Here is a 23,554-nt window from a genome sequence, read left to right on the forward strand (position 1 = left end):
AAAAAAGCAGGCAGGCGCTCAGTCCTCATCGTCTTCCGTCCCCGGATCGCGTTCGTTCCGATGCACCCAGGCGGACATGAGCAGGCCGAAACCGAACATCATCGTCAGCATCGCCGAGCCACCATAGGAAATCAGGGGCAGCGGCACACCACCGACGGGGATGGCACCCATGACCATCGACAGGTTTACGGCGCAATACAGGAAGAAATCCATCGCGATGCCCAGACCCAGCAAGCGCCCGAACTGGTTGCGGCTGCGGATCGCAATGAGCATTCCGCCCATGACGAGCGTTCCGAGCAGCGCGATGACGGCAACCCCGCCGACGAAGCCCCATTCCTCTCCGATCATGGTGAAGATGAAGTCCGTCTGTTTTTCCGGCAGGAAATTCAGCTGTCCCTGACTGCCATGCAGGTATCCCTCGCCCCACATGCCGCCCGAACCAAGGGCGATTTTGGACTGGATGATGTTGTAGCCCGCGCCGAGCGGGTCATGTTCGGGATGCAGAAAGGTGTCGATCCGGGCCTTCTGGTAGTCATGCAGATGGCTGTAGATCAGCTTTCCCATGAAAGGCAGCGGCGCCACCAGCAGCAGGATCTGCCACAGCCGCATTCCCGCCGCGAAGAACATCGTCGCCCCGATGACGCCGATGATGGTGGCCGTTCCAAGGTTGGGTTCCTTGAGCACCAGAAGGACCGGCAGCAATGTCAGGAGCGCTGGCGGGATCAGGCGCAGCGGGTTTCCCATCCGCTCGTTGCCGATGCGGTGAAACCAGGTCGCCAGCATCATGACGAGGCCGATTTTGGCGAATTCGGAGGGCTGGAACTGCATCCCCGCCAGATTGATCCAGCGCTCCGCCCCCTTCCCCACATGGCCCATCCGCAACACAAGGGCGAGGAGCGTGACCGAGAGCAGATAGACCGGAGCCGCCGCCATCCGCAGAACGCGCGGACTGACGAGCGAGACCGCAATCATCATGACAAGGCCGAAGCCGAACCGCACCATCTGCGGCCCGGCAAACGGCTTGGCCGAGCCGCCGCCTGCGGAATAGAGGGCAATATAGCCTACGCCCGCCAGCACACAGACCAGGAGGACATACAGCCAGTTAACCTGAAGCAGCCGCGCCATGGGCCTGAAATCAGGCTCCGCGCGCAGGAGGCGCCGGTCGGATTTCAGAAAACCGAACGTGTTCAGACCATTACGCTTCATTGCGCTGCCCCCGGCTGCGGCTGGGTTTGTGCAACAGACGGGTCCGTGGGTACAGAAGTGGCGGTTTCCGCGGGTGCGGACGGCATTTCCGCTCCGGCGGGCGGTGGTGCAGCATTTGGGACAACGCTGGAAGCCACACCAGGGGCAGCAGGGCGGACGTCACTGGCCGGGTCGCGCAGCAGGGTATCGGTCATGATGAGTTTGGCGAGCGGGGCTGCTTCGTCCGCGCCCGCATTGCCGTGTTCCACGACCACCGCGACGGCATATTTCGGGTTGTCGTAAGGCGCAAAACAGATGAACAGCGCATGGGGACGGTATTCCCACGGCAGGTTCATGGAATTGAAATGCCCGGACTCACGCAGCGCACGCGAGACGCGCCGGACCTGCGCCGAGCCTGTTTTTCCGGCCATCTGGATCCCCGGCAGGTCCAGCCGCGCCTTGGGGGCCGTGCCGTGCTGATCGTTGACGACCGCAAACATGCCGCCACGCACGACATCCAGAAATTCCGGCGGCAGATCGACCTTTGGCACATCGTCCGCGGACGCCATTGTGGAAATCTGGTCATTGGTCGCCCGCAGCAGATGCGGCTGAACATTGCGGCCCGAAGCGATGCGGGAGGTATAGGTGGCAAGCTCCAGCGGGGTAACCTGGACGAACCCCTGCCCGATGCCCGCATTCACTGTATCGCCGCCATTCCAGTGAAAGCCGTGCTTCTGACGCCATTCGGGCGTCGGGATCACACCGGAACGAACATGTGGCAATTCAATTTCCGGTTTGACGCCCAGCCCCATCGTGTTGCCAACCGCCTTGATCGGGTCCATGCCACAACGGCGCGCCACTTCATAAAAATAGACGTCGCAGGAGAATTTCAGACCCTCACGCATGTTGATCATGCCGTGGCCCCAGCGGTTCCAGCAATGGAAACGCACGCCACCCAGATCGTAATATCCGGGGCAGTTGAAACGGTCCTGCGCCGTAACGGAACCGGATTTGAGGGCTGCGAGCGCCACGGCGGGCTTAAAGGTCGAGCCGGGCGGATAAAGACCGGATACGGCCTTGTCTACGAGCGGCGTGCGCGGATCACTGGCCCATTCGTTCCACTGGGCATGACTCACGCCTGAATCGAACAGGGACGGATCAAAAGACGGCGTGCTGACCATCGCCATCACTTCGCCGTTGCGACAATCCATGACGACCGCACTCGCCACACGGTCTTCAAGACGATCCAGCACCTGCTGTTGCAGGACGGAATCCAGCGTCAGGCGCACGTCCTCACCCTGCTGCCCTTCAACGCGGTCGATCTCGCCAATGACGCGCCCGACCGCGTTGACTTCCATCTCCACGGAACCCGGTTCGCCACGCAGCGAGGCTTCCTGCGTCTGTTCGATCCCTGCGCGACCGACGCGCATTCCCGGTAGGGAGAGCGTCGTGTCCTTCGCCACGTCCTCTTCGTTCGGAGGCGCAACATAACCCACGATATGGGCCATCAGATCCTTGAACGGATAAAGACGTGTCGATCCCACATCGACCAGAACGCCCGGCAAAGAGGGCGCGTTCAGTTCGATCCGCGCCATGTCGTCCCAGGACAGGAACTCATGCAGCGTGACGGGGACATATTTATGGACATGGCGCAGATCACGCTCGATACGCGCGCGGTCATGCTCGTCCAGAGGCACGATCTGGGAGAAACGTTCGATGACGGCCGGGATATCCGTCGTCTCTTCCGGCATCAGCAGCGCGCGCCAGCTGACCTTGTTGTCTGCAAGAGGCACGCCAAAACGGTCATGAACCGTGCCCCGGGCCGGGGCGAGAAGGCGTTTGCTGGTGCGATTGCGTTCGGCGAGCTGTCGCAGATGGCCGCCATCCACGACCTGAAGATTATACAGCCGCCGCCCCAGCACACCCAGAACCCCGGCCTGCACGGCCATGACCAGCAGAGCGCGGCGCGTGAAGACGCCACGTCCTGACCGCACAGGCTCAGCCTGACGTTTCTGGCGTATCCGCGAGCGGAAAGGGGTCTTTCGGGAAAACATCAGGGCAGGAATTCAGATCCGGAAAAGAAAACAGCCTTCAGCGCGGCACGCAGAAGGACGCTGTCAGGCCTGATCGGGATTGGCAAATGTGCGGCGTCCCCAGACGAACAGCGCTGTCAGGCTGGGATAGATACCGATTGTCAGCGCCGCCTGAAAGAGGCCAGGTGCGGGAGAGAGAAGTGCAACCGCATGCAGGCACACGAGGGACCACTGGAAAAAGGAGGCCAGAACAGCAAAAATGCTGAAAATCAGCCACCCCATGAGAAATCCCAGACGCGACAGGCCATAGCGCCAGTGATGCGCCACACCATAGATCACCAGAAGTGACAGCAGCACCGTTCCCGGTGGTCCGAAACTGAAAATTTCCACAACCAGCCCGCACAGGAAGACCGCAAGCGCCGGCATGGAGCGGGGACGGCTATGGGCCCAGAACCAGACCGTACACATCGCAATCCCAAACTGAAGCTGCGCCTGTCCGGGAATTCCAAACGGCGCGGACAGCAGGATGGCGGTGAACATGATGAACAGCGACGGCATGGCCGCCCGACTGGACATGTCGAGGGCGCGACGGAAGGTCTGTTTGGGTTCAACTGCGGAATGCAGATGGGGCGTGGAGTTTTCGGCAACCATAACGCTTACTGCCCTCCCCGTCCCGGCATATCCGGCAGGTTAGGCAGCCATGAGAACGGCAGCGGCCCGGTGAGCGGATTTTGCGGCAGTTTTTTCACACGCACGCGGCCCGGCGCATCCGGCGCCTGCGAATCGTCGTCGCCATAATCGAACACGCGCACGATATCGAGACGGTCCAGATCCGCATCCGGCACCACAACCGGGCGGTTCGGCGCGCTGTAATGTACCGTCCCGACCGGCAGCCCGGCGGGCATCGTGCTCTGGCCCCGCGTCTCGACGCGCTCGCCTTCAATGGGGTGATGGTCCTGCGGATAGAAGATCAGGCGCGGCGCGGCGGTATCGTCACCGGCCATGATTGCATCCCCGTGCGAGGACGCCAGCGTGACGGGAATGCGGCTGGCATCATCATTGATCATCAGAACGCGCACCGTATGCGGCCCGACTTCCGTCACGCGGCCCAGTAATCCGGCGGCATCAAGCGCAACGTCCCCGATCCGGACCTGATGGCCGCTGCCGACGTCCAGAAGAACGGCGCGCGAATAAGGGCCACCATCGTCACGGGTGACGCGTCCGGTCACGTATTGGGGAACGGTCTGCGGAATCCAGTGCAGGCTGTTCTTCAGGCGCCCGTTTTCCGCCGCCAGCGCGACCGCGACGTCATACCAGTGTCGCAGGGCGCGGTTTTCTTCCCGCAGACGAGAATTCTCTTTGGCCAGATCGGTCGCACCGCGCAGATCCGTCAGCCAGACGGCCACACGCTCCTGCGGCCAGACCAGCCCGTGATAGGCCGGGGCCATGAAGTCCGTCGCCATCAGTCGCACGCCATCAACGGCCGGACGTCGGACCAGTCCCAGAAGGACAAGCCCGACCGCCAGCAGGATCAGGAGAGGCAGGATGGCCTTTGCAAGCACCTGCCGGGCATGGATAGACAGCATCCGGCGTCAGCCAGTCCTCAGTACATGCTGCTTAGAACACTGCGCAGACGACGCATTTCCTCAAGCGCCCGCCCCGTTCCGAGCGCCACGCAGGACAGGGCGTTCTCCGCAACCGTCACGGGCAGACCGGTATAAAGACGCAGCACTTCGTCCAGACGATACAGAAGTGCACCACCACCCGAGAGAACGATGCCCTTGTCCACGATGTCGGCGGCCAGTTCGGGCGGCGTGTTTTCAAGCGCGGTCGTCACGGCATCGACGATCTGCATGACGGGTTCCGCCAGGCTCTCGGCGATCTGGGCCTGACTGACGACCACTTCACGCGGCACACCGTTGATAAGGTCGCGGCCCTTGATCTCCGTCAGGGGGCCGTCGGGATTGGCGGGATCGTCCGGCATCATGGCGGAGCCGAGTTCGATCTTGATCCGCTCGGCCGAGCTTTCGCCGACAAGAAGGTTATAGGTCTTGCGGATATAGGAGATGATGGCTTCGTCCATCTTGTCTCCGCCCACGCGCGCGGACCGGGCATAGACAATGCCGCCAAGGGAAATGACCGCAACTTCCGTCGTGCCACCGCCGATATCCACGATCATGCTGCCCGATGGCTCCGTCACCGGAAGACCAGCGCCGATGGCTGCCGCCATGGGCTCCTCGATCAGCATGACCTTGCGTGCACCTGCGCTTTCCGCACTTTCCTGAATGGCCCGACGCTCCACCGCTGTCGCGCCGGAAGGCACGCAGATGATAATCTGCGGGCTGGCGAAAGCGCGGCGGTTGTGAACCTTGCGGATGAAATGCTTGATCATTTCTTCCGCGACTTCAAAGTCCGCGATCACGCCGTCGCGCAGCGGGCGGATGGCCGTGATGTTTCCCGGCGTGCGGCCGACCATCTGCTTGGCTTCATTGCCAACCGCAAGAACCTGTTTCTTGCCACGCACTTCGGCGATCGCCACAACGGAGGGCTCATCAAGGACAATGCCGCGACCCTTGACATAAACGAGCGTGTTGGCAGTGCCGAGGTCGATGGCCATGTCGGCAGACATGAGACCCAGCAGACGAGAAAACATCCAAAACTCCTGGAGCGGCTCTGTGCGGGTGACAGATAGCGGATCGTGATTGCGAGGCGGTTCCCCGCGGGTGGACTTAACCAGACGCGACAGGTTCAGCAAGGCCCGGAGAGTCAATATAATGCGCGCGACGAGATCGGGGCGTCCAGATCCCATTTTCCGGATCCCGTCCGGGGACATGCAAAAAAATAATCGTGCGCCCTGATCCTGCCACCCTTCTGTCACGTTGTATGTGTCTAGAAGTGCGAAACTGTTCCTTCCGAACCGATCACCGGAACGCGGACCGGAACGTCTAACAGGATGTTTTGTCATGAAGACCCTTACAACACCCCGCTTTCTGGCAGCTCTGGCTCTCTGTGGCGTTGCCCTCACCGGCTGTGGCAGCCCGTATGACAGCGGCTCCCGCGCCGGGTCCGGCGCACTGATCGGCGCAGGCGGTGGCGCAGCAATCGGCGCTCTGGCAGGGGGTGGCCGTGGTGCGCTCATCGGCGCTCTGGCAGGCGGCGGCACGGGTGCGGCAGTCGGCGCCGCAACGACCCCCAACCGCCCACGCAACGGATATTGAGCTATAAGCAGCGCTCACTCCGTTAGAGACGATCAAGGATTCGGACTATGAGGACCGCTTTTTCCCATACTGGCCTGCGCTGCACGGCGCTGGTCGGAGCATTTGCCACGATCATGGCTCTGGGTGGATGTGAAGGGAATTACGACCCTGGCTCACGCGCACTGGGCGGCGGCCTTCTGGGCGGCGGAACGGGCGCTGCGATCGGCGCGCTGGCAGGTGGCGGCCGCGGTGCGGCAATCGGCGCTCTGGCAGGCGGCGTTCTGGGTGCCGGCGCGGGTGCGGTGACGACGCCCAATCGCCCCGGCTACCAGAGCGGCTACTCCAATGGCCAGCAGCAGGGCTATTATAACAACCAGCAGGGCACTTACCCGCAGCAGCAGGGCCAGTACATGCAGCCACAGTACCAGTGCCCGCCGAACACAAACTGCCAGCAACCCCAGTATCCCAACGGATATCCGAACAACAGCTACCCGCCCAACAGCGGATATTCACAGCAGAGCGGCTACCAGCAGCAGCCCCAGAACTATCAGGGCGGTTACGGCTACTAAGCCGCAACACCACCCCGACCCATCGGCCTCAGATCATTCTCAGGCCGATAATTGCCAGAAGGATGCCCAGAAACCATCTCTGCGCATCCTCTGGCAGCCGTCCCGCCAGAAGCGTTCCAAGCAGAATTCCGGGAATGGACCCCATCAGCAGTTCCACGAGCACAACGGAATCGACCGCGCCCTGAAGCCAGTGTCCGCCACCGGCCAGAAGTGCCAGCGGCACGGCATGTGCAATATCCGTCGCCACAAGCTCCCGCGTACTAACACGCGGATAGAGCACTGTCAGAGCGGCCATGCCGATCGCCCCGGCCCCCACGGAAGACAGCGTGACCAGCGTTCCCAGAACGATACCAAGCACAACCGTTAGCGCATCGACCGTCTGTGGACGAAGGGTTCCTGCATTGGCTGACCATTTCTGAAGCTTCGGCTTGAACAGGATGGCAGGCACCGTCAGCAGGAGTGCCACACCCAGCACTTCGGTAATCAGTTTCGAAACGAACGGGCTCGGACCGAAATGACGCAGGAAGATGAGACACAGCAGACCGGCTGGAAGACTTCCTGCCATCTGAAGAAGAACGATTCTCCAGCGTACAACGCCGTGATGGCGATTGAGCGCCGTACCGAAGATCTTGGTAATAGCGGCATAGAGCAGGTCCGTGCCGACCGCCGACTGCGGCTTGACGCCGAATAACAGGATCAGCAGCGGGGTCATCAGGGAGCCACCGCCTACGCCGGTCATTCCGACCAGAAAGCCCACCAGCAGTCCTGAAAGCGTGTAAAGCCATGAATGCGGCATGAGGGTTCCTTGTCCGGCCAGATAAGAAAACCATACCGTTCGTGTTATATTTGTCTACTTCTTATATAAACTATTTTATATCGTTTATAATCGTTATTCATAAAAAACGGGCATGCAGAAATCCTCCACATGCCCGCTGACTGAAAAAATGTCGCCCCGGACGGATCAGGACAGTGCTTCCGGCTCCCGACGCTCGCGCTTGGTCAGGAGCTTGTTCAGTGCATGAATATACGCACGGACCGCAGAGACCACCGTATCGGCATCAGCGCCTTGCCCATCCACGAGCTTGCCGTTTTCCTGTAACCGCACGGTCGTACGCGCCTGTGCATCTGTGCCTTCCGTGACGTTGGCCACCGAGAACAGAGCAAGTTCAGCCGTATGCGGGAACGCTTCGCCAATGGCGCGAAAGGCTGCATCGACCGGACCGTTGCCACTGACCGCAGCATACTGGATGGCGCCATCCACGCTGATTTCGAGCTTGGCCTGGGACTTCTGCTTCGTGCCAGAAGCCAGTTCCAGCGAGATCAGATGCACCCGCTCATGGTCGCGACTCTCGTCATCCACAAGTGCGCGGATATCGTCGTCGAACACGACTTTCTTGCTGTCGGCCAGATCCTTGAAGCGCGCAAAAGCGGCGTTCAGGGCATCGTCTTCCAGCGGCGGATAACCAAGCTGCGCCAGCTTGTCGCGGAATGCCGCACGGCCGGAATGCTTGCCCATGACCAGCGAGGTCTTGTTCCAGCCTACGCTTTCCGGCGTCATGATTTCATAGGTCGCGGCGTTTTTCAGGATCCCGTCCTGATGGATGCCGCTTTCATGCGCGAACGCATTACGTCCGACGATGGCCTTGTTCGGCTGCACGTCAAAGCCCGTGATCGTCGCCAGCATACGGGACATGCCCAGCAGCTTCGTCGTCTCAATACCGGTCGTCTTGCCATACTGATCGTGACGGGTGCGCAGCGCCATGACGATTTCTTCGAGCGCGGCATTGCCTGCACGTTCGCCGATACCGTTGATCGTGCACTCGATCTGACGCGCCCCACCCTCGACGGAGGCCAGTGTGTTGGCAACACCGAGGCCCAGATCATTGTGGTTATGTGCGGAGAAAATCACCTGATCCGCACCCGGAACGCGCTCACGCAGCATGGTGAAGATCGCACGCATTTCTTCTGGCGTGGCAAAGCCGACCGTATCGGGAATGTTGATCGTGTTTGCGCCATTGCGGATCGCCATTTCCACGCAGCGGCACAGGAAGTCCGGATCGGTCCGGGAGCCATCCTCGGCCGACCATTCAACGTCATCCGTGTACTGACGGGCCTTCTGGTTGCCGGACGCGATGATTTCCAGCACCGTTTCCGGCTCCATCCGCAGCTTGTACTTCATGTGCAGCGGGGACGTGGAAATGAAGTTGTGGATCCGCGAACGCTCGGCCTTCTTCAGGGCCTCGCCACAGGATTCGATATCCCGCTTGCCACCACTGCGGGCCAGACCGCAGATCACCGATCCACGGACATCCTCGGCAATCCGGCGCACACTCTCGAAATCGCCTTCGGACGCCACGGGGAACCCGGCTTCAATCACGTCCACGCCCAGAGCGCTCAGCGCATGGGCCATGCGAAGCTTCTCTTCGATATTCATCGAAAAGCCGGGGGACTGTTCGCCGTCGCGCAGTGTGGTGTCGAAAATAATGACGCGGTCGTCGGCGATATTGCCGAAGGACGGGTGCTGGAAAGTCATGATGGAGATCGTCTCGTCTGGTTCAGGGTGGCTTTCTGTCTGTTATCCCCTGAACGCAACGGAGCGCTGTCCGCCTAGGATAAGGCGTTCAGGGGCCAATAAGTCGAAGCGAGAGGATCGAAAGAAACATCATAGGCGCGTTAAATGACCGATTCTTGCGTCATGCGCAACCCGCATGAGCATAAAGCCTCCCCTGCGCAAGAAGCGGATCAGCCCGTCATCACGCCGACATGCGTTGCAAAATAACGGTCTATGGCGGTTTTCATGGCACTGGCGACCTGTGTGCGATGGACGGCCTGACGCAGCGCGGCCTCATCCAGCCGGTTCGACATGAACCCCATCTCAACCAGGACCGATGGAATTTCGGAAGATTTCAGAACCACGAAAGCCGCATGACGTGAGGGATGGGTCAGGAGCCCGATCCTGTTCCGGAACGAATTCACCACACTGGCCGCCATATGCGCCGACCCCCGACGCGTTTCTTCTGAAACGAGGCTGGCGAGGATCTGCTGCACATCGGGCGACATGCCATGAAAGGCCGGTCCAGCGAAACGATCGGCGCTGTTTTCCGTCCGTGCGAGGGATGCCGTCTGTGCGTCCGAGGCACCACCCGAGAGCGTATAGACGCTTGCGCCCCTCACATCCCTGTCATGCAGGGCGTCGGCGTGCATGGAAATGAAGAGATGCGCCTGATGCCGCTGTGCCAGTTCGACACGCCCTTCAAGCGGAATGAAACGGTCTTCGGAGCGGGTCATGGCGACGCGGTACTGTCCCGAAGCCAGAAGCTGGCGACTCAGTTCGGAGGCTGCGGCTTCGGCGATATGCTTTTCGTAAGTGCCCGAAATCCCGATGGCGCCGGGGTCCTTGCCGCCATGTCCGGGGTCCAGCATCACAAGAGGTTTCGGCGGTGCGGCTCCGCGATGAACGGCAGGAGCGTGCAGCTTTCCGTGAAGCGGACCATGAACCGGGTGACGCCCGAAGGCCGTCAGGGGCGCCAGCAGCGATACTCCCGAAAGGCCACCGAAAAAACCACTGGCCAGTGTGCGTCGCGTCAGCATCCCTTGTTTCCCGGTTGCAGCGGTGAATGACGAAAGAACCATACAGCACGAAACCCTGTCAGGAACATGGCAGAAGACTTCCGGGAGCTTCTTCCACGGAAAAATGAAAAACGCCGCTTTTCCCCGCCGGGCACCCGGACTTGCCACAGACAGCGGTTTCAGTCATCCTGTGCGACAGGGACCTGTAAAGTGCGGTCCGACCGGCTACGGACTTTAACCTTTCCCGTACCGCTCCCGCCTTTTCCTGTCCCCACCACGACGTCCCGTCGTTTGACAGATGCGCGACTAGCCTTCCGTACCCTGTCCTGACCGGATCGAACTGGTGATATGTCACTCCGGTACAGGCCAGACGCCCGTCCGGATCAGGTTTTTCATCCGGCTCCGGATTTCCGGACCGGCCGTCTGTTCAGGGGACGAATGTCACTCAACGTGCTCGCAGCCAGCAACCTCAGCGAAACGGGACCCAACATGTCCCGTCGCTGTGCGTTCGGACTGCGCCGTTCCCTCCACCCCACACAATCTGACGTTCCCCCCGGCCCAGGCAGCCATTGCGGAGCGTCGTGGAGTTCAGTGTTCCATGACCAAGCGTATGCTCATCGACACCACACACGCGGAAGAAACGCGTGTTGTGGTCATGGATGGTGACCGCGTCGAAGATTACGACGTCGAGACATCGACCAAGAAGCAGCTCAAGGGCAACATCTATCTTGCCAAGGTCATTCGCGTAGAGCCGAGCCTTCAGGCCGCTTTCGTCGAATATGGCGGCAACCGCCACGGCTTCCTCGCCTTCAGCGAAATCCACCCGGACTATTTCCAGATTCCTGTCGCAGACCGCGAGAAGCTCATCGCGCTCCAGGAAGAAGAAATTGCCGAGCGTGGTGATGCGGCGGATGATGCCGAGACCGAAACGGTTTCCGAAGACGGTGCCGATAACGAAGACGGCGACAACCACGACCGTCGCGCGCCCGAAACCGTTGGTGGCGAGCATGATACGGGCGAGGAAAGCGCGTCGTCGCGCCGCACGGCCCGTTTCCTGCGCAACTACAAGATCCAGGAAGTCATCCGCCGTCGTCAGGTGCTGCTGGTGCAGGTCGTCAAGGAAGAGCGTGGCAACAAGGGTGCAGCCCTGACCACCTACATCTCCCTTGCCGGGCGCTATTGTGTCCTGATGCCGAACGCCCTGCGTGGCGGTGGTGTTTCGCGCAAGATCACGTCCGATGCCGATCGCCGCCGCCTGCGCGATGTGATCGCGGAACTCGACCTGCCGAAGTCCATGGCGATGATCGTCCGGACCGCCGGTGCCGGTCGCCCGGCACAGGAAGTGACGCGGGACTGCGAATACCTGCTCCAGCTCTGGGACGATATCCGCTCCCACGCCCTGTCCTCGGTCGCGCCGACGCTGGTCTATGAGGAAGCAAGCCTCATCAAGCGCGTCATCCGCGACCTGTTTTCCAAGGATATTGAAGACATCCTCGTGGATGGTGAAGCGGCCTGGAAGAACGCGCGCGAGTTCATGCGCCTGCTGATGCCCAGCAACGCCAACAAGGTCAAGCTGTGGCAGAACCGCGGGCAGAGCCTGTTTGCGCGCTACAATGTCGAAGGCCATCTGGACGCCATGTTCTCGCCGACGGCCCGTCTGCCGTCCGGTGGCTATCTGGTCATCAACCAGACGGAAGCCCTCGTCGCCATCGACGTGAATTCCGGCAAGTCCACCTCGCAGCGCAACATTGAGGAAACGGCCCTGCGCACGAACCTCGAAGCCGCCGAGGAAGTGGGTCGCCAGCTCCGTCTGCGTGATCTGGCCGGTCTGGTCGTGATTGATTTCATCGACATGGAAAGCCGCCGCCACAATGCTCAGGTGGAAAAGCGCCTCAAGGAAGCCCTGCGTTCCGACCGTGCGCGCATCCAGGTCGGGCATATTTCCCATTTCGGTCTGCTGGAAATGTCCCGCCAGCGCCTGCGCCCGTCCATTGCGGAATCCGTCCTCACGCCCTGCCCGCACTGTCAGGGTACCGGCTTCATCCGTGGAACGGAAAGTTCGGCCCTGCACGTCCTGCGTGCTATCGACGAGGAAGGCGCACGCCAGCGTTCAGCCGAAATCGAAGTCTATGTGGGCTCCGAGATTGCCCTCTATATCCTCAACCACAAGCGCTCCTGGCTGGCTGACATCGAACGCCATCATCGGATGCAGGTCATCTTCCGTACGGAAGAAAACCTCGCTGCCGCAGATATGCGGATCGAGCGCCTGAAAACCCAGACAGCGGCTCCGGCACAGACCCGCGCTCCGGAACGGACGGAACGCGCCGTGGAGCGTGCGCCGGAAAGCGTCCGCACGATCGAGATCATCGAAGAACAGGCCCCCGTCGCCCTGCGGGTGGAAACGCCGGTCGTCGATGCGGAAGTCATTGAAGATGTTGTGCCGTCGGAAGGCCAGGAAGACAGCAACGATGGTCGCCGCCGCCGCCGCCGCCGCCGCCGTGGTGGCCGTCGCGAGCAGAACGGAGACGTCGCAGCGGACGCACCGCAGGACCATAACGTCCATGCGCCTGAAGAGCGTGAGACCCCGCCCGCTGACAATGTTGACGAAAACGGCATCATTCCGGGCCGCCGTCGCACCCGCTTCAAGCGCATCGTCAAGGAAGCCGAGGGCTCTGAAGCGCCGCGTGCAGAACCCGTGGCCGAAACCCGTGACGTAGCGCCACGGCGCCCCGCACCGGCACCACGCCCTGCCGCACCAGCTCCCGCAGCGCGCAATCCGCGTCGCCGGGAGGAACGCGAGGAGCGTCCCGCCCAGCATCGCTACACGGGCCCTACGCCTGCTGATCCGTTCGGCGGCAGCTTCGACATCTTCGACGTGATTGAGCAGGCGGAATTTGAAGGGACGACACAGGCCCTTCAGACCGGGATCAGCCTGCCCACGGACGTCGTGATCGAGCATGTCCCGGCTGTCGAAACGGCTGTTGCCGTGGAAGAGCCAACAGCGGAAGCTCCGGCACCGGAAGAGGCTCCCAAGCCCCGCCGTGGTCGCGGACGTCGCCCGGCCCGTGCCAAGGCTGCAGATGCCGCTCCTGCCGAAACGGTGACGGAAGCCGCGCCTGCAGTGGAAGTCGCTCCTGCTCCGGCTGTCGAAGAGCCTGTGGCCGAAGAGGCTCCCAAGCCCCGTCGGACCCGGACGCGGCGCACTCCGAAGGCGGAGGCCGTGGCTACTGAAGCCCCGGCTGAACCCGCCCCCGAAGCTGCGCCGGCTCCGGCAGAAGTCGCAGCGGAAGAGACCGCCAAGCCGAAGCGCAGCCGGACCCGTCGCGCGCCAAAGACCGCCGCTGCCGAGGCTCCGGCCGAGGATGGAAACATTCTTCAGCCGGTAAACATTGATGAAGTCGCTCCGGCGAAGCGTCGTGCAGGATGGTGGAAGCGCTGATCCGTCAGCACTTTCCACAGCCATAAAAAAGGCCGGTCAGGAAATCCTGACCGGCCTTTTTCTTTGTCCTGCTGAAACACGGCGCTCCAGTTAGCGGCAGACGCTCTGCGCCCCGGTTGCCGCGATATAGGTGCCAGTCAGCGGCTGGAAACAGGCATTGCGCGGACAGGAACTCGTGCTGGCCAGACTTTGCGGATACAGCGCCGCACCAGCCCGCGCCTGTTCCTGTAGCGCTGTGCCACACAGCGGTGTGTTCAGCGGGGCAGACGGATCGTTGAACAGCTTCTTCTTGCCGTCCTCGGGGGCCTCTTCCGCCAGACCCGGCGCGAAATCCTGCGGCGGGATCCTGGCCTGCGACGCGGGGGCAGCAGGGCGCGCGGGGGCCGTGGGCTGTTCAGCGCAGGCTGCAAGCAGTGGCAGGGCAACGAGACTCAACCAGAACGAACGCATGCAGACTCCGGATCGCAGATCAGATGGGTGAAAGATTAAAGCCCAAGATCGCCCTGCGGCGACAGGCTGTCCAGTTTTGCGCCACGATCTCCATCCGCGAAAGACAGAACGACGCGATCGGCAACAGGCCGGGCTTCCGCACTCGTAACGGGTTGACCATTCACATCCTGCACAAGCACATAACCGCGGCTGAGAATAGCGCGGGGCGACACGGCTTCAAGATGGCTGCTCAGCCCGTGAAGCCGCATTTTCTGAAGGCGGATGGCGCTTCTGAGAACATCCGGCGACAGGCGCTGGCGTTCGGTGCGCAGATGAAAAGTCTGGAGCGAACGCTGCCATGAGGCATCCAGACCGCTGGAAACCATCCGCAGGGCGGCACGGCGGCGTTCGATCAGTAGTTCGGGGTTCGGCAGATGTGTGACTGGCCCGTTCAGGCGGGCTCGTGCACGGCTGACGAGAAGTTCTGGCGCAGGCAGACGCAGGGCCTGCAGACGTGCCTGACTGCGCCCGATCAGAAGCTCCGGCGATGGCAGATGCATGCCCGGCGCATCAAGCCGGTTGCGGATGCGCATGACGAAAGACGGCAACGCCAGATCGAGCCGCTGGCCACGATCATCCAGACGCATCCGGGCGGAATCCAGCAGTCCCGGCAGGTCCGGCAGACGGGCGGCGGCCTGATCCAGCCGTGCACGCGCCGTCTGGATGATACGGGTGAGCGCACCCGTCAGACGTGCATTGCGATGCGCCATGTCCGCGACCATTTCCGAGCGCAGCGGCACGGCCATTTCGGCGGCGGCGGTCGGGGTGGGCGCCCGACGGTCCGAGACAAGGTCAATCAGCGTCGTGTCGGTCTCATGCCCGACTGCCGAAATGACAGGAATGGGACAGGCCGCAACGGCGCGCAGGACGCGCTCGTCGTTGAACGCCATGAGGTCTTCGAGAGACCCGCCCCCCCGCGCAATGATCAGCACATCCGGCGTGCGCGGACGACGCACGGACATGCTTTCGATGGCGGCAGCAATCTGGGCTGCCGCCCCTTCGCCCTGCACAGGAACCGGCCACAGGAGGACGTCCCGCGGGAAACGGCGGCTGACGGTCGTGATGATATCGTGCAGCACCGCGCCGGACCGCGACGTGATGACACCCACGAGAGACGGCAGGAACGGGATGGCTTTCTTGCGCTCGGGGTCGAACAGACCTTCTTCAAGCAGTTTGCGGCGCAGGCGCTCGATATTTGCGAGCAAAGCCCCCTCGCCCGCAAACTCCATGCGGTCGATGACCAGCTGATAGCTGGAGCGTTCGCCGTAGGCCGAGACGCGGCCGGTTGCGATGACCTCGTTGCCGTTTTCAGGAGCCATGCCGAGGCGCGAGACACTCCCGCGCCAGATCACACCGGCGATCTTACCACCTTCGTCCTTGAGCGAAAGATAAATATGGCCGGACGGATAGCGCTTGAGTTCCGTGATCTCACCGCGCACGCGGACACGGCCGAATCCGCTCTCCAGCGTGCGTTTGATCGCCCCGGAAATCTCGGAAACCGAATATTGCGGCACATTCCCGCGGATCGACGCGCCATCACTCTCCATCATGGCGTCAGTCTATGCTACGCACGCCCTCAAACGAAGCCCATGATTGCATAATAAAGGATAAGCGGAATGCGCGTTTTGCTGGTCGGGTCCGGAGGGCGTGAACATGCCCTGGCTACATGTCTTGCGCGCTCGCCGAGCCTGACGGCTCTTTATGCGGCTCCGGGCAATCCCGGCATGGCGTCCGTTGCCACGCTTGTTCCGCTAAAGGCCGATGACGTTCCGGGCCTGGTCCGGTTCGCGCAGGAACAGAAGATCGACCTGATCGTCCCCGGCCCGGAAGCGCCGCTGGTGGCAGGCCTGGCGGATGCCTGTGCCGAAGCGGGCATTCCGTGCGCCGGTCCGACGAAGGCGGCGGCCCTGCTGGAGGGCAGCAAGGCGTTCACGAAGGATGTGGCAGACGCAGCCGGCATTCCGACCGCGCGCTGGGAACGATTTGAAGACGAGGCTCCGGCCATCGAATTCGTGCGTCGTCGGGGGGCGCCTATCGTCATCAAGGCGGACGGTCTGGCCGGGGGCAAGGGCGTCGTCGTGGCACAGAGCGTGGACGAGGCCGAAGACGCCATTCGCAGGCTCGGCATGCCGCTCGTGATTGAGGAATGTCTGGTGGGCGAGGAAGTCTCGCTCTTCGCATTCTGCTCAGACGACAAGGCCGTACTCATCGGTGCTGCGCGCGATCACAAGCGTCTCGGCGATGGCGATACCGGTCCGAACACGGGCGGCATGGGGGCGATTTCGCCTCCCCCCGCGTTCGGACGCGAGATGCAGGAAAAAGCGCTCGACATCATGGTGAGACCGATGCTGGCCGAGATGGTCCGTCGTGGCACGCCGTTCCGGGGTGTGATCTTTGCAGGGCTGATGCTGACGAACGAAGGGCCCAAGCTGATCGAATATAACGTCCGTTTTGGCGATCCCGAAGCGCAGGCCTTGCTGATCCGACTGCAATCGGACCTGCTGCCGATCCTTGCCGCACTGGCACAGGGCAATCTGGAACACGCAGCCGCCGAGTTCTCGGACGAACATTCGATATCGCTGGTTCTGGCCGCCAGCGGATATCCGGATGCTCCGAAAAAGGGGGGCCGGATCAGCGGGATCGAGCGTGCGGAAGCCGTTCCGGGCGTTTCGGTTTTCCATGCCGGAACCAGACTGGCAGATGGCGTTCTGGTGGCGGATGGCGGGCGTGTCCTGACGGTCTGCGCCAAGGCTGCAACGCCGGAAGACGCCAGAAAACTGGCCTATGAAGGGGCGTCTGCGATCCAGTGGGAGGACAAGATTTTCCGGAACGATATCGGGCTTTAATACGCTCAGAATCGTTGAGCACCAACCGAGGGAAGCCCGGATGACCCGTCTGTGGAAACTGCTGGTTTGTCTGGCATTGTGCAGCGTGAGCAGCGCACATGCTGCATCAGACGGACGCGTCATCCCTACAGCGTTCGAAGCCGGGCATTTTTATGCCACGCCCAGAACCTTGAAGGGACAGACGGTCCGGCTTCTCGTCGACACAGGTGGTGGAGGAATGGGCATCCTCTACATCATGAAAGCGGCCGCCTTGAAACGGATTGGTGGCCAGGCCAGGCCATGCCGCCTGCCCGGCTTCAGTTTTGATGGAGCCCGCATGCCTCCCTTCACCGCCGCGACGCGTCTCCCTGCTCCGGCAGGACCAGAGGCATGCGGCGCTGCGGCGGCGGTCGTGAACACTCTACCCGACCTTGGATATGACGGAGTCCTTGGAGCCGCCTATCTTTCGCACTTCATCTGGACATTCGATTACCCTGCGCAGCGCCTCATCGTTGAAAGCCCGTCATGGCAACCCGATGGTCATGCGACACACGCGCCATTACTCTTTGCCCGGAATTCCGCGGGCGAATGGCTCAGTGACTTTCCTGCCGTTACGCTGACTATTGATGGTGAAGCACTCAGTTTGCTGCTCGATACCGGAGCAACCGCGCTGCCCACCCCATCCGGCGCAGCGGCCCAGCACATCGCAACCGTGAATGGGATCGGCGTTACCTCTTATATCATCACGAGCATTTTCAACCGATGGCATGCCCGTCATCCGGATTGGCCCGTCGTCCTGAACGGCGATCGCCTCATCCCCGGAACACGCCTGATCCGGGTACCGGATGTCACCATTGGTGCCGTTCATGTCGGGCCCGTATGGTTCAGTGAAAGGCCCGATGTGAATTTCGGCCCCGAGCGCATGAGTCTCTGGATGGGCCAGACGGTGGTCGGAGCAGCGGGCGCGAATGTTTACGGGCGCTTCAGAGTGACCGTCGATTACCCGCATGAAACGTTATGGATGGCTTCTCCGGCACCGTAAGCCATCATCGACAATACGCACCCTTACTGCACCCACACATGTGAAAACAGCATGTGGTTCAGAGATGTTGAAAAGTAATTCCCCAGCCGTTTCGAAACAAAATCGACCGTCTTCATCTGGATCATGGGTGCGCCGGGCATCTGCTGCATGACAGCGTGGCCGGCCTCCTGCCAGATTGGGGCGGCTTTTGCCGGGTCCGTCTGGGCTTTCGCCTGATCGAACAGGGACTGGATGTGCTGATCGCAAAAACCGGTGACATTCGGGGAGACGGCTGAATTCGGATGGTAGTTGTCGCAGCCGAACAGGTCGTCGAGAAAGGTTGAGGCGGACGGGTAGTCCGCAAACCAGTAGGACAACGCGATCTGGACGTGATTGGCGGTGTTCTGTTCGTAGGATTCCGCAAGGCCCGCCGTGATAGGGCGAAGCTGCGCGTTCAGGCCCACGGCCTGCAGAGCGTTGCGCAGATAAGTGCCCATGCCGAGCTCCATGGCGCGGTTGGGGACGATCAGTGTCACCGACGCCCCTTCTGCCCCGGCTTCATGGATCAGGCGGCGAGCGCCTTCCACATCCTGCGGGCAGTCCAACCCGAGATCTGCACCGGAAATCCCATGCGGCACCATCTGACACAAAGGTACGGAGATCGCGCTGCCCCCGAACAGGATCGTCATGGCATGGCGGTTGACGGCCATGCTGACCGCCCGGCGCACCCGCACATCGGTGAAGGGTTTTTCATGCGTGTTCATCGCCAGATAATACAGGCCCAGCAAGGGCTCGATATGAACCTGGGCAGTGTATTGTGCACCGAGTTCGCCCAGACGGTCTCCGGGCTTGGCGTCCAGCATCCAGTCATACCGGCCCTGCTCGACCGCCGTGACCTGTGCTTCATCCGACAGGCCGAAATCGTATTCGATACGGTCCACGAAGCCATCCGTCTGGGCCTGCGGGTTCCAGACATGGAAATACGGATTGCGCTCCAGAACCATACCGTGTCCGGGATCGTACTGCGTGATGCGGTACGGCCCGGTTCCAGGAACCGTGGTTCCCCCCATGTCATGAGTTGGGGTGGTGGCAGGCACAATCACAGCGTGGGGAAATGCGAGTTTGTAGAGAAATTCGCCGTCGGGTTTCGTCAGATGAAAGACGATCTCGCCCGTCTCCGGGTGTCCTTCGACGCCGGGAAGCGTGCAGCGGTCAGGCTTGGCCAGACAGTCCGCAGCCCCCTCGATACCGCCATAGAAAGATCCCGCAGTCGGGCTTCCGGCGCGGTAGATCCGGCGGAAAGATGCCACCACATCTTCCACACGCACCGGGGAACCATCGGAAAAATGCAGGCCGGAGCGTAAATGCAGCCGCCACGTCAGGCCATCGGGGCTGATGACCGGCATGGCATCGGCGAGGTCCGGTACCACGTCCAGTCCGGCGGCTCCGCGCGCCAGACGAAACGTCAGCAGGGGGTCGTACATATTGACGAACACCTGCATGTACTGCGTGCCGTAATTGATCTGCGGGTCCAGCGTACCGCCAGGGCCGTCCGCCGTCAGATGCAGGGTCCCGCCACGATGGGGGCTGCCGAGCGTAATGCCGTTCCACTCCGGCGGGGTCTGCTCCTGTGCGTGGGCCTGAAAAAATCCAGACCCCAGAAGCAGACTTGCCGCGAGAAGCGCTACCCCGCGCCTCATTCAGCGCTTCGCAAGTTCGCGCAGACGCGCGATCAGGGCATCCGCATTGCCGTCAGCCGGGACGGTACCGGCATAGCGCGCATTCGGGTCCATGATGACGATCTGCGGCGCAGGAACAAAATGATCCCCCTCCTTCTGAAGCGGCGCATGATATTCGGCCGTCATGGCCTTGATCATGTTCGGGGTCCCGGTGAATGGCATAACATGGGGGGCGACGGGCAGAACGTATTCCCGAAGCGGGTCCGCCTCATCAAACGGATTGAGCGACACTGCGAGCGGCGAGACGCGGATGCCCTGCGCCCGGAGCGTCACCAGTGCCTGATCCATGCTTTTCAATACGGGCTGGCACTTGTCCTCGGGGCAGTTCGCATCAAAGAACCAGACCAGCATCCAGGTATTGTGGAAATCGCCTTCGGTAACCGTGCTTTCACCCAGCGAGTCCAGACGGAAGCTGCCACCGATTTCGTTGCCGTTGGATTGAACCAGAAGACCCGGCCCACCATTGGACGCCAGATGGAAGCCGACATATCCCAGAACGGCCGCCACGGCGAGAACGCTCCAGATGATGCGATTGCCGACCCGCTTGCGGCGTTCGTGATTGGTCTGCATGACCTTCCTGTCTTTAATGTGCGTCAGCCCAGCTTGGGCCGATACCGGTTTCTACTTCAAGGGCCACGTCAAGTTTGGCGGCCCCTTCCATTTCCGTGCGGACGAACTCCGCCAGAGCCTTCGCGTCCTGCTCCTCGACTTCGAAGAGCAGTTCATCGTGTACCTGAAGAACCATTTTCGCCTTCAATCCCGTTTGGGGGAGGCGTTGTGCCAGATGGACCATGGCGCGTTTGATGATGTCCGCAGCACCGCCCTGAAGCGGAGCGTTGATGGCCTGACGCTCCGCATAGGCGCGACGGGCACCGTTTTTCTCCGCGATGCCCGGCACATAGCAGCGACGTCCGAACGGCGTCGTGACATAGCCGTGCTTTTTCGCCTCTTCCTTGGTCCGCTCCATATAGGCGCGGATGCCGGGATAGCGGGCGAAATAGGCGTCGATATAGGAGCGTGCCTCGCCCGGCGAAATCTGGAGCTGCTGCGCCAGACCGAAAGCCGAAATGCCGTAAATAATGCCGAAATTGATGGCCTTGGCCCGGCGACGGGTCAGCGGGTCCATGCCCTCAAGCGGAATACTGAACACTTCGGACGCCGTGCGGGCATGAATGTCCTGCCCCAGACGGAACGCCTCAAGCAGCGGCTCGATCTTCGCAACATGGGCCAGAAGGCGCAGTTCGATCTGGCTGTAATCCGCCGAGAGCAGAACACAGCCGGGAGCGGCGACGAATGCCTTGCGGATGCGTGCGCCTTCTTCGGTGCGGATGGGGATATTCTGAAGGTTCGGCTCGTTCGATGACAGGCGCCCCGTCGTGGTGATGGCCATCTGAAAAGATGTATGAACCCGCTGCGTGTCCTGATCCATCTGCTGGACCAGCGCATCGGCATAGGTCGATTTCAGCTTGGCCAGTTGCCGCCAGTCCAAAATCTTGCGCGGCAGGTCATGCCCCTGCTCGGCCAGCGATTCCAGTACCCCGGAATCGGTACCCCAGCTTCCACTTTTCGTCCGTTTTCCGCCGGGCAGGCCCATTTCATCAAACAGGATCTCGCCAAGCTGCTTGGGGGAGCCGACATTGAAACTCCGCCCCACCTGCTCATGGATGTCCTGCTCGATCATTCCCATGCGTTCGGCAAAATCAACGGACATGCGACGCAGTTCGGTGGCGTCCACCTTAATGCCGACGTCTTCCATATCCGTCAGGATCTGGATGAGCGGACGCTCTATTTCCTCATACAGCGATAGCGCCTGACGGGTCCGCAACTGCGGACGCAGCACCTGCCACAGACGCAGCGTGACATCCGCGTCTTCGGCGGCATAGGCGGTCGCCGCGTCAATCGCGACCTGTGCGAACGGAATGCGCTTTCGGCCTGTTCCCGTCACGGAATCATAGGGGACAGGCGTGTGCCCCAGATGCAGTTCGGACAGCTCGTCCATTCCCTGCCCGTGCTCACCGGCGGATTGGGCGTAGGAAATCAGCATCGTATCGTCGATGGGCGTGATCTCGGGAATGCCAGCGCCACGAAAGACAGTCAGATCATATTTCGCGTTCTGAAATACCTTGAGAACGGACGCATCCTGCAACAGGGGCTTCAGACGCTCCAGTGCCTCGGTACGGTCCAGCTGACGGACGGCAGCTTCACCGGTCGAATCTTCTTCCAGAAGGTCTCGTACGGTTTCGTGCAGGAATGGCACATAACAGGCCTTCCCTGGCGCAACCGACAGCGACAGCCCAACCATATTGGCCTGCCGCGCATTGAGACTGTCCGTCTCGGTATCGACGGCCACCACACCCGCCGTCCGGGCCTCTGCGATCCAGCGGTCCAGCGTCTCCAGATTCGTGACGGTTTCGTAGGGGCCATAAGGCGCATCGGGGATCGCGACAGCCGCAGCGTCTTCTTGTTCCGCTGCCTTGTCCTCAGGCCGGACAATCTGGCGCGTGAACGGACGCGGCTTTGCGGCCAGACCCAGCCCCATGCGCTGGATGGTGGAATGGAATCCCATGTCCTCCAGCCAGTCCCGCAGGGTCTCGCGAACCGGCTCTCGGCAGCCCAGTTCGCTGATCGGCTGCGGCATCGGGGCATTGTCGTCCAGCAGGACCAGCTTGCGGGACATGCGCGCGGCCTCGGCATGTTCGATCAGATTGTCGCGCCGCTTGGACGCCTTCATGCCAGGGGCTGCGGCGAGGATCTGCTCCAGTGTGCCGTATTCGTTAACGAGCTGCGCGGCTCCTTTCGGACCAATGCCCGGAACGCCGGGCACATTGTCCGTTGAATCTCCCATCAGTGCCTGCACATCCACGACCTGATCGGGGCGTACGCCGAACTTGGCTTCGACCTCGGCTTCTCGGATCGGCTTCTGCTTCATGGGGTCCATCAGTTCGACGCCGGGACGCACAAGCTGCATCAGATCTTTGTCGGATGAGATGATGGTGCAGCACCCGCCCTCCTCCACGACCGCCTTGGCATAGGCGGCGAGCAGGTCATCCGCCTCCCAGCCTTCAAGCTCGATCGACGGCACATTGAAGGCGGCCGTGGCATCACGGATCAGACCGAACTGCGGGCGCAGGTCTTCCGGGGCTTCCGGACGGTGCGCCTTGTACTGCGGGTAAATCTCGTTGCGGAACGTCACGCGGCCAGCATCGAAAATCACCGCCAAATGCGTGCCCACATGGTCCCGCAGCAGACGCGACAGCATGTTCGTAAAGCCATAGACCGCATTGACCGGAACGCCCTGCGGGCTGCTCATCGGCGGCAGGGCATGGAACGCACGGAAGATGAAACCAGATCCGTCGATCAGGACCAGATGGGGCTTTCCCGAATCAGGCTTTTCTGGCGGCACGAATGTCTCCCTTCTCGCCCCGAAGGAGCGGACGTTCTAAAATCTGCGCGATGATAGGCCCATTCCCTTCCGTTTCAAACCGCC

Annotated in this window: 18 protein-coding genes; 5 read left to right on the forward strand and 13 right to left on the reverse strand. The window is 61.7% G+C overall.

Annotation, left to right across the window (positions count from 1 at the left end):
• Positions 1-18: 18 nt before the first annotated feature.
• From rodA to HK22_RS08265, 5 genes are all read right to left on the reverse strand, one after another.
• On the reverse strand, positions 19-1,206 hold the full coding sequence (gene rodA, locus HK22_RS08245) for a rod shape-determining protein RodA (RefSeq protein WP_086648926.1): 1,188 nt from the start codon (positions 1,204-1,206) through the stop codon (positions 19-21).
• Complete coding sequence (mrdA, locus tag HK22_RS08250; protein ID WP_086648927.1) at positions 1,203-3,239, reverse strand: penicillin-binding protein 2; 2,037 nt, start codon at positions 3,237-3,239, stop codon at positions 1,203-1,205. Before mrdA ends, rodA begins: the two co-directional genes overlap by 4 nt.
• A 63-nt stretch (positions 3,240-3,302) precedes the next feature.
• Entirely contained in the window at positions 3,303-3,869 is a 567-nt protein-coding gene (locus HK22_RS08255; RefSeq protein ID WP_062110700.1) for a hypothetical protein, read from the reverse strand.
• 5 nt (positions 3,870-3,874) lie between these two features.
• Positions 3,875-4,804, reverse strand: coding sequence for a rod shape-determining protein MreC (gene mreC, locus HK22_RS08260; RefSeq protein WP_062110702.1), 930 nt, complete (start codon positions 4,802-4,804; stop codon positions 3,875-3,877).
• A gap of 17 nt (positions 4,805-4,821) precedes the next feature.
• A complete protein-coding gene (locus HK22_RS08265) occupies positions 4,822-5,871 on the reverse strand; it encodes a rod shape-determining protein (RefSeq protein WP_062033912.1) in 1,050 nt (349 codons plus the stop codon).
• A 310-nt stretch (positions 5,872-6,181) separates the two neighbouring features.
• On the opposite strand from HK22_RS08265, the gene HK22_RS08270 reads away from it, so the two are divergent.
• Positions 6,182-6,436, forward strand: coding sequence for a YMGG-like glycine zipper-containing protein (locus HK22_RS08270; protein ID WP_062110705.1), 255 nt, complete (start codon positions 6,182-6,184; stop codon positions 6,434-6,436).
• A 47-nt stretch (positions 6,437-6,483) separates the two neighbouring features.
• Complete coding sequence (locus tag HK22_RS08275) at positions 6,484-6,984, forward strand: hypothetical protein (RefSeq protein ID WP_062110707.1); 501 nt, start codon at positions 6,484-6,486, stop codon at positions 6,982-6,984.
• Between the two features lie 28 nt (positions 6,985-7,012).
• On the opposite strand, the gene HK22_RS08280 is transcribed toward HK22_RS08275, so the two are convergent.
• The 3 genes from HK22_RS08280 to HK22_RS08290 all read right to left on the reverse strand — a co-directional run bounded on the left by HK22_RS08280 (position 7,013) and on the right by HK22_RS08290 (position 10,575).
• Positions 7,013-7,780 carry a sulfite exporter TauE/SafE family protein gene (locus tag HK22_RS08280; RefSeq protein WP_077802375.1) on the reverse strand — a complete coding sequence of 256 codons (768 nt, stop codon included), beginning with the start codon at positions 7,778-7,780 and terminating at the stop codon, positions 7,013-7,015.
• 165 nt (positions 7,781-7,945) lie between these two features.
• Entirely contained in the window at positions 7,946-9,517 is a 1,572-nt protein-coding gene (locus HK22_RS08285; protein WP_062110709.1) for a 2-isopropylmalate synthase, read from the reverse strand.
• A 209-nt stretch (positions 9,518-9,726) separates the two neighbouring features.
• The gene (locus tag HK22_RS08290) at positions 9,727-10,575 is read right to left on the reverse strand and encodes an N-acetylmuramoyl-L-alanine amidase (protein WP_143412394.1); all 849 of its coding nucleotides are present in this window, start codon (positions 10,573-10,575) and stop codon (positions 9,727-9,729) included.
• A 577-nt stretch (positions 10,576-11,152) separates the two neighbouring features.
• On the opposite strand from HK22_RS08290, the gene HK22_RS08295 reads away from it, so the two are divergent.
• Positions 11,153-13,993: an Rne/Rng family ribonuclease gene (locus tag HK22_RS08295; RefSeq protein ID WP_086648928.1), complete on the forward strand. Its 2,841-nt coding sequence runs from the start codon at positions 11,153-11,155 to the stop codon at positions 13,991-13,993.
• Positions 13,994-14,083: 90 nt separating this feature from the next.
• Here the strand turns inward: HK22_RS08295 and HK22_RS08300 are convergent, their stop codons facing one another.
• Positions 14,084-14,443: a hypothetical protein gene (locus HK22_RS08300; protein WP_086648929.1), complete on the reverse strand. Its 360-nt coding sequence runs from the start codon at positions 14,441-14,443 to the stop codon at positions 14,084-14,086.
• Between the two features lie 35 nt (positions 14,444-14,478).
• Positions 14,479-16,032: an exodeoxyribonuclease VII large subunit gene (gene xseA, locus HK22_RS08305; protein ID WP_086648930.1), complete on the reverse strand. Its 1,554-nt coding sequence runs from the start codon at positions 16,030-16,032 to the stop codon at positions 14,479-14,481.
• A gap of 66 nt (positions 16,033-16,098) precedes the next feature.
• Between xseA and purD the strand changes: the two genes are divergently transcribed.
• Together purD and HK22_RS08315 are read left to right on the forward strand one after the other, a co-directional pair.
• Positions 16,099-17,328: a phosphoribosylamine--glycine ligase gene (gene purD / locus HK22_RS08310; RefSeq protein ID WP_086648931.1), complete on the forward strand. Its 1,230-nt coding sequence runs from the start codon at positions 16,099-16,101 to the stop codon at positions 17,326-17,328.
• 40 nt (positions 17,329-17,368) lie between these two features.
• Positions 17,369-18,349 (forward strand): hypothetical protein, encoded by a 981-nt coding sequence (locus tag HK22_RS08315; protein WP_086648932.1) that lies wholly within the window; start codon positions 17,369-17,371, stop codon positions 18,347-18,349.
• Positions 18,350-18,372: 23 nt separating this feature from the next.
• Here the strand turns inward: HK22_RS08315 and HK22_RS08320 are convergent, their stop codons facing one another.
• Genes HK22_RS08320 through polA form a run of 3 tightly spaced genes read right to left on the reverse strand, consistent with a single transcriptional unit; the run spans position 18,373 to position 23,470 of the window.
• Positions 18,373-20,028, reverse strand: a complete 1,656-nt coding sequence (locus HK22_RS08320; protein ID WP_086648933.1) for an ABC transporter substrate-binding protein — start codon at positions 20,026-20,028, stop codon at positions 18,373-18,375.
• A complete protein-coding gene (locus tag HK22_RS08325; RefSeq protein ID WP_062033780.1) occupies positions 20,029-20,637 on the reverse strand; it encodes an SCO family protein in 609 nt (202 codons plus the stop codon).
• 13 nt (positions 20,638-20,650) lie between these two features.
• The gene (gene polA, locus HK22_RS08330) at positions 20,651-23,470 is read right to left on the reverse strand and encodes a DNA polymerase I (protein ID WP_086648934.1); all 2,820 of its coding nucleotides are present in this window, start codon (positions 23,468-23,470) and stop codon (positions 20,651-20,653) included.
• Positions 23,471-23,554 lie beyond the last annotated feature (84 nt).

It is taken from the genome of Gluconobacter sp. DsW_056 (genome assembly GCF_002153595.1).
GTDB classification, from domain to species: Bacteria; Pseudomonadota; Alphaproteobacteria; order Acetobacterales; family Acetobacteraceae; genus Gluconobacter; species Gluconobacter albidus.

Excerpts from the sequence above, each read along its gene's own strand:
- HK22_RS08275 (WP_062110707.1), top strand. The coding sequence starts at position 6,484 with ATGAGGACCGCTTTTTCCCATACTGGCCTGCGCTGCACGGCGCTGGTC.
- HK22_RS08325 (WP_062033780.1), bottom strand. The coding sequence starts at position 20,637 with ATGCAGACCAATCACGAACGCCGCAAGCGGGTCGGCAATCGCATCATC.
- rodA (WP_086648926.1), bottom strand. The coding sequence starts at position 1,206 with ATGAAGCGTAATGGTCTGAACACGTTCGGTTTTCTGAAATCCGACCGG.
- mrdA (WP_086648927.1), bottom strand. The coding sequence starts at position 3,239 with ATGTTTTCCCGAAAGACCCCTTTCCGCTCGCGGATACGCCAGAAACGT.
- HK22_RS08255 (WP_062110700.1), bottom strand. The coding sequence starts at position 3,869 with ATGGTTGCCGAAAACTCCACGCCCCATCTGCATTCCGCAGTTGAACCC.
- HK22_RS08320 (WP_086648933.1), bottom strand. The coding sequence starts at position 20,028 with ATGAGGCGCGGGGTAGCGCTTCTCGCGGCAAGTCTGCTTCTGGGGTCT.
- HK22_RS08265 (WP_062033912.1), bottom strand. The coding sequence starts at position 5,871 with ATGTTTTCTCGTCTGCTGGGTCTCATGTCTGCCGACATGGCCATCGAC.
- purD (WP_086648931.1), top strand. The coding sequence starts at position 16,099 with ATGCGCGTTTTGCTGGTCGGGTCCGGAGGGCGTGAACATGCCCTGGCT.
- HK22_RS08295 (WP_086648928.1), top strand. The coding sequence starts at position 11,153 with ATGACCAAGCGTATGCTCATCGACACCACACACGCGGAAGAAACGCGT.
- HK22_RS08280 (WP_077802375.1), bottom strand. The coding sequence starts at position 7,780 with ATGCCGCATTCATGGCTTTACACGCTTTCAGGACTGCTGGTGGGCTTT.
- HK22_RS08285 (WP_062110709.1), bottom strand. The coding sequence starts at position 9,517 with ATGACTTTCCAGCACCCGTCCTTCGGCAATATCGCCGACGACCGCGTC.
- xseA (WP_086648930.1), bottom strand. The coding sequence starts at position 16,032 with ATGATGGAGAGTGATGGCGCGTCGATCCGCGGGAATGTGCCGCAATAT.
- HK22_RS08270 (WP_062110705.1), top strand. The coding sequence starts at position 6,182 with ATGAAGACCCTTACAACACCCCGCTTTCTGGCAGCTCTGGCTCTCTGT.
- mreC (WP_062110702.1), bottom strand. The coding sequence starts at position 4,804 with ATGCTGTCTATCCATGCCCGGCAGGTGCTTGCAAAGGCCATCCTGCCT.
- HK22_RS08315 (WP_086648932.1), top strand. The coding sequence starts at position 17,369 with ATGACCCGTCTGTGGAAACTGCTGGTTTGTCTGGCATTGTGCAGCGTG.
- HK22_RS08300 (WP_086648929.1), bottom strand. The coding sequence starts at position 14,443 with ATGCGTTCGTTCTGGTTGAGTCTCGTTGCCCTGCCACTGCTTGCAGCC.
- HK22_RS08290 (WP_143412394.1), bottom strand. The coding sequence starts at position 10,575 with ATGCTGACGCGACGCACACTGGCCAGTGGTTTTTTCGGTGGCCTTTCG.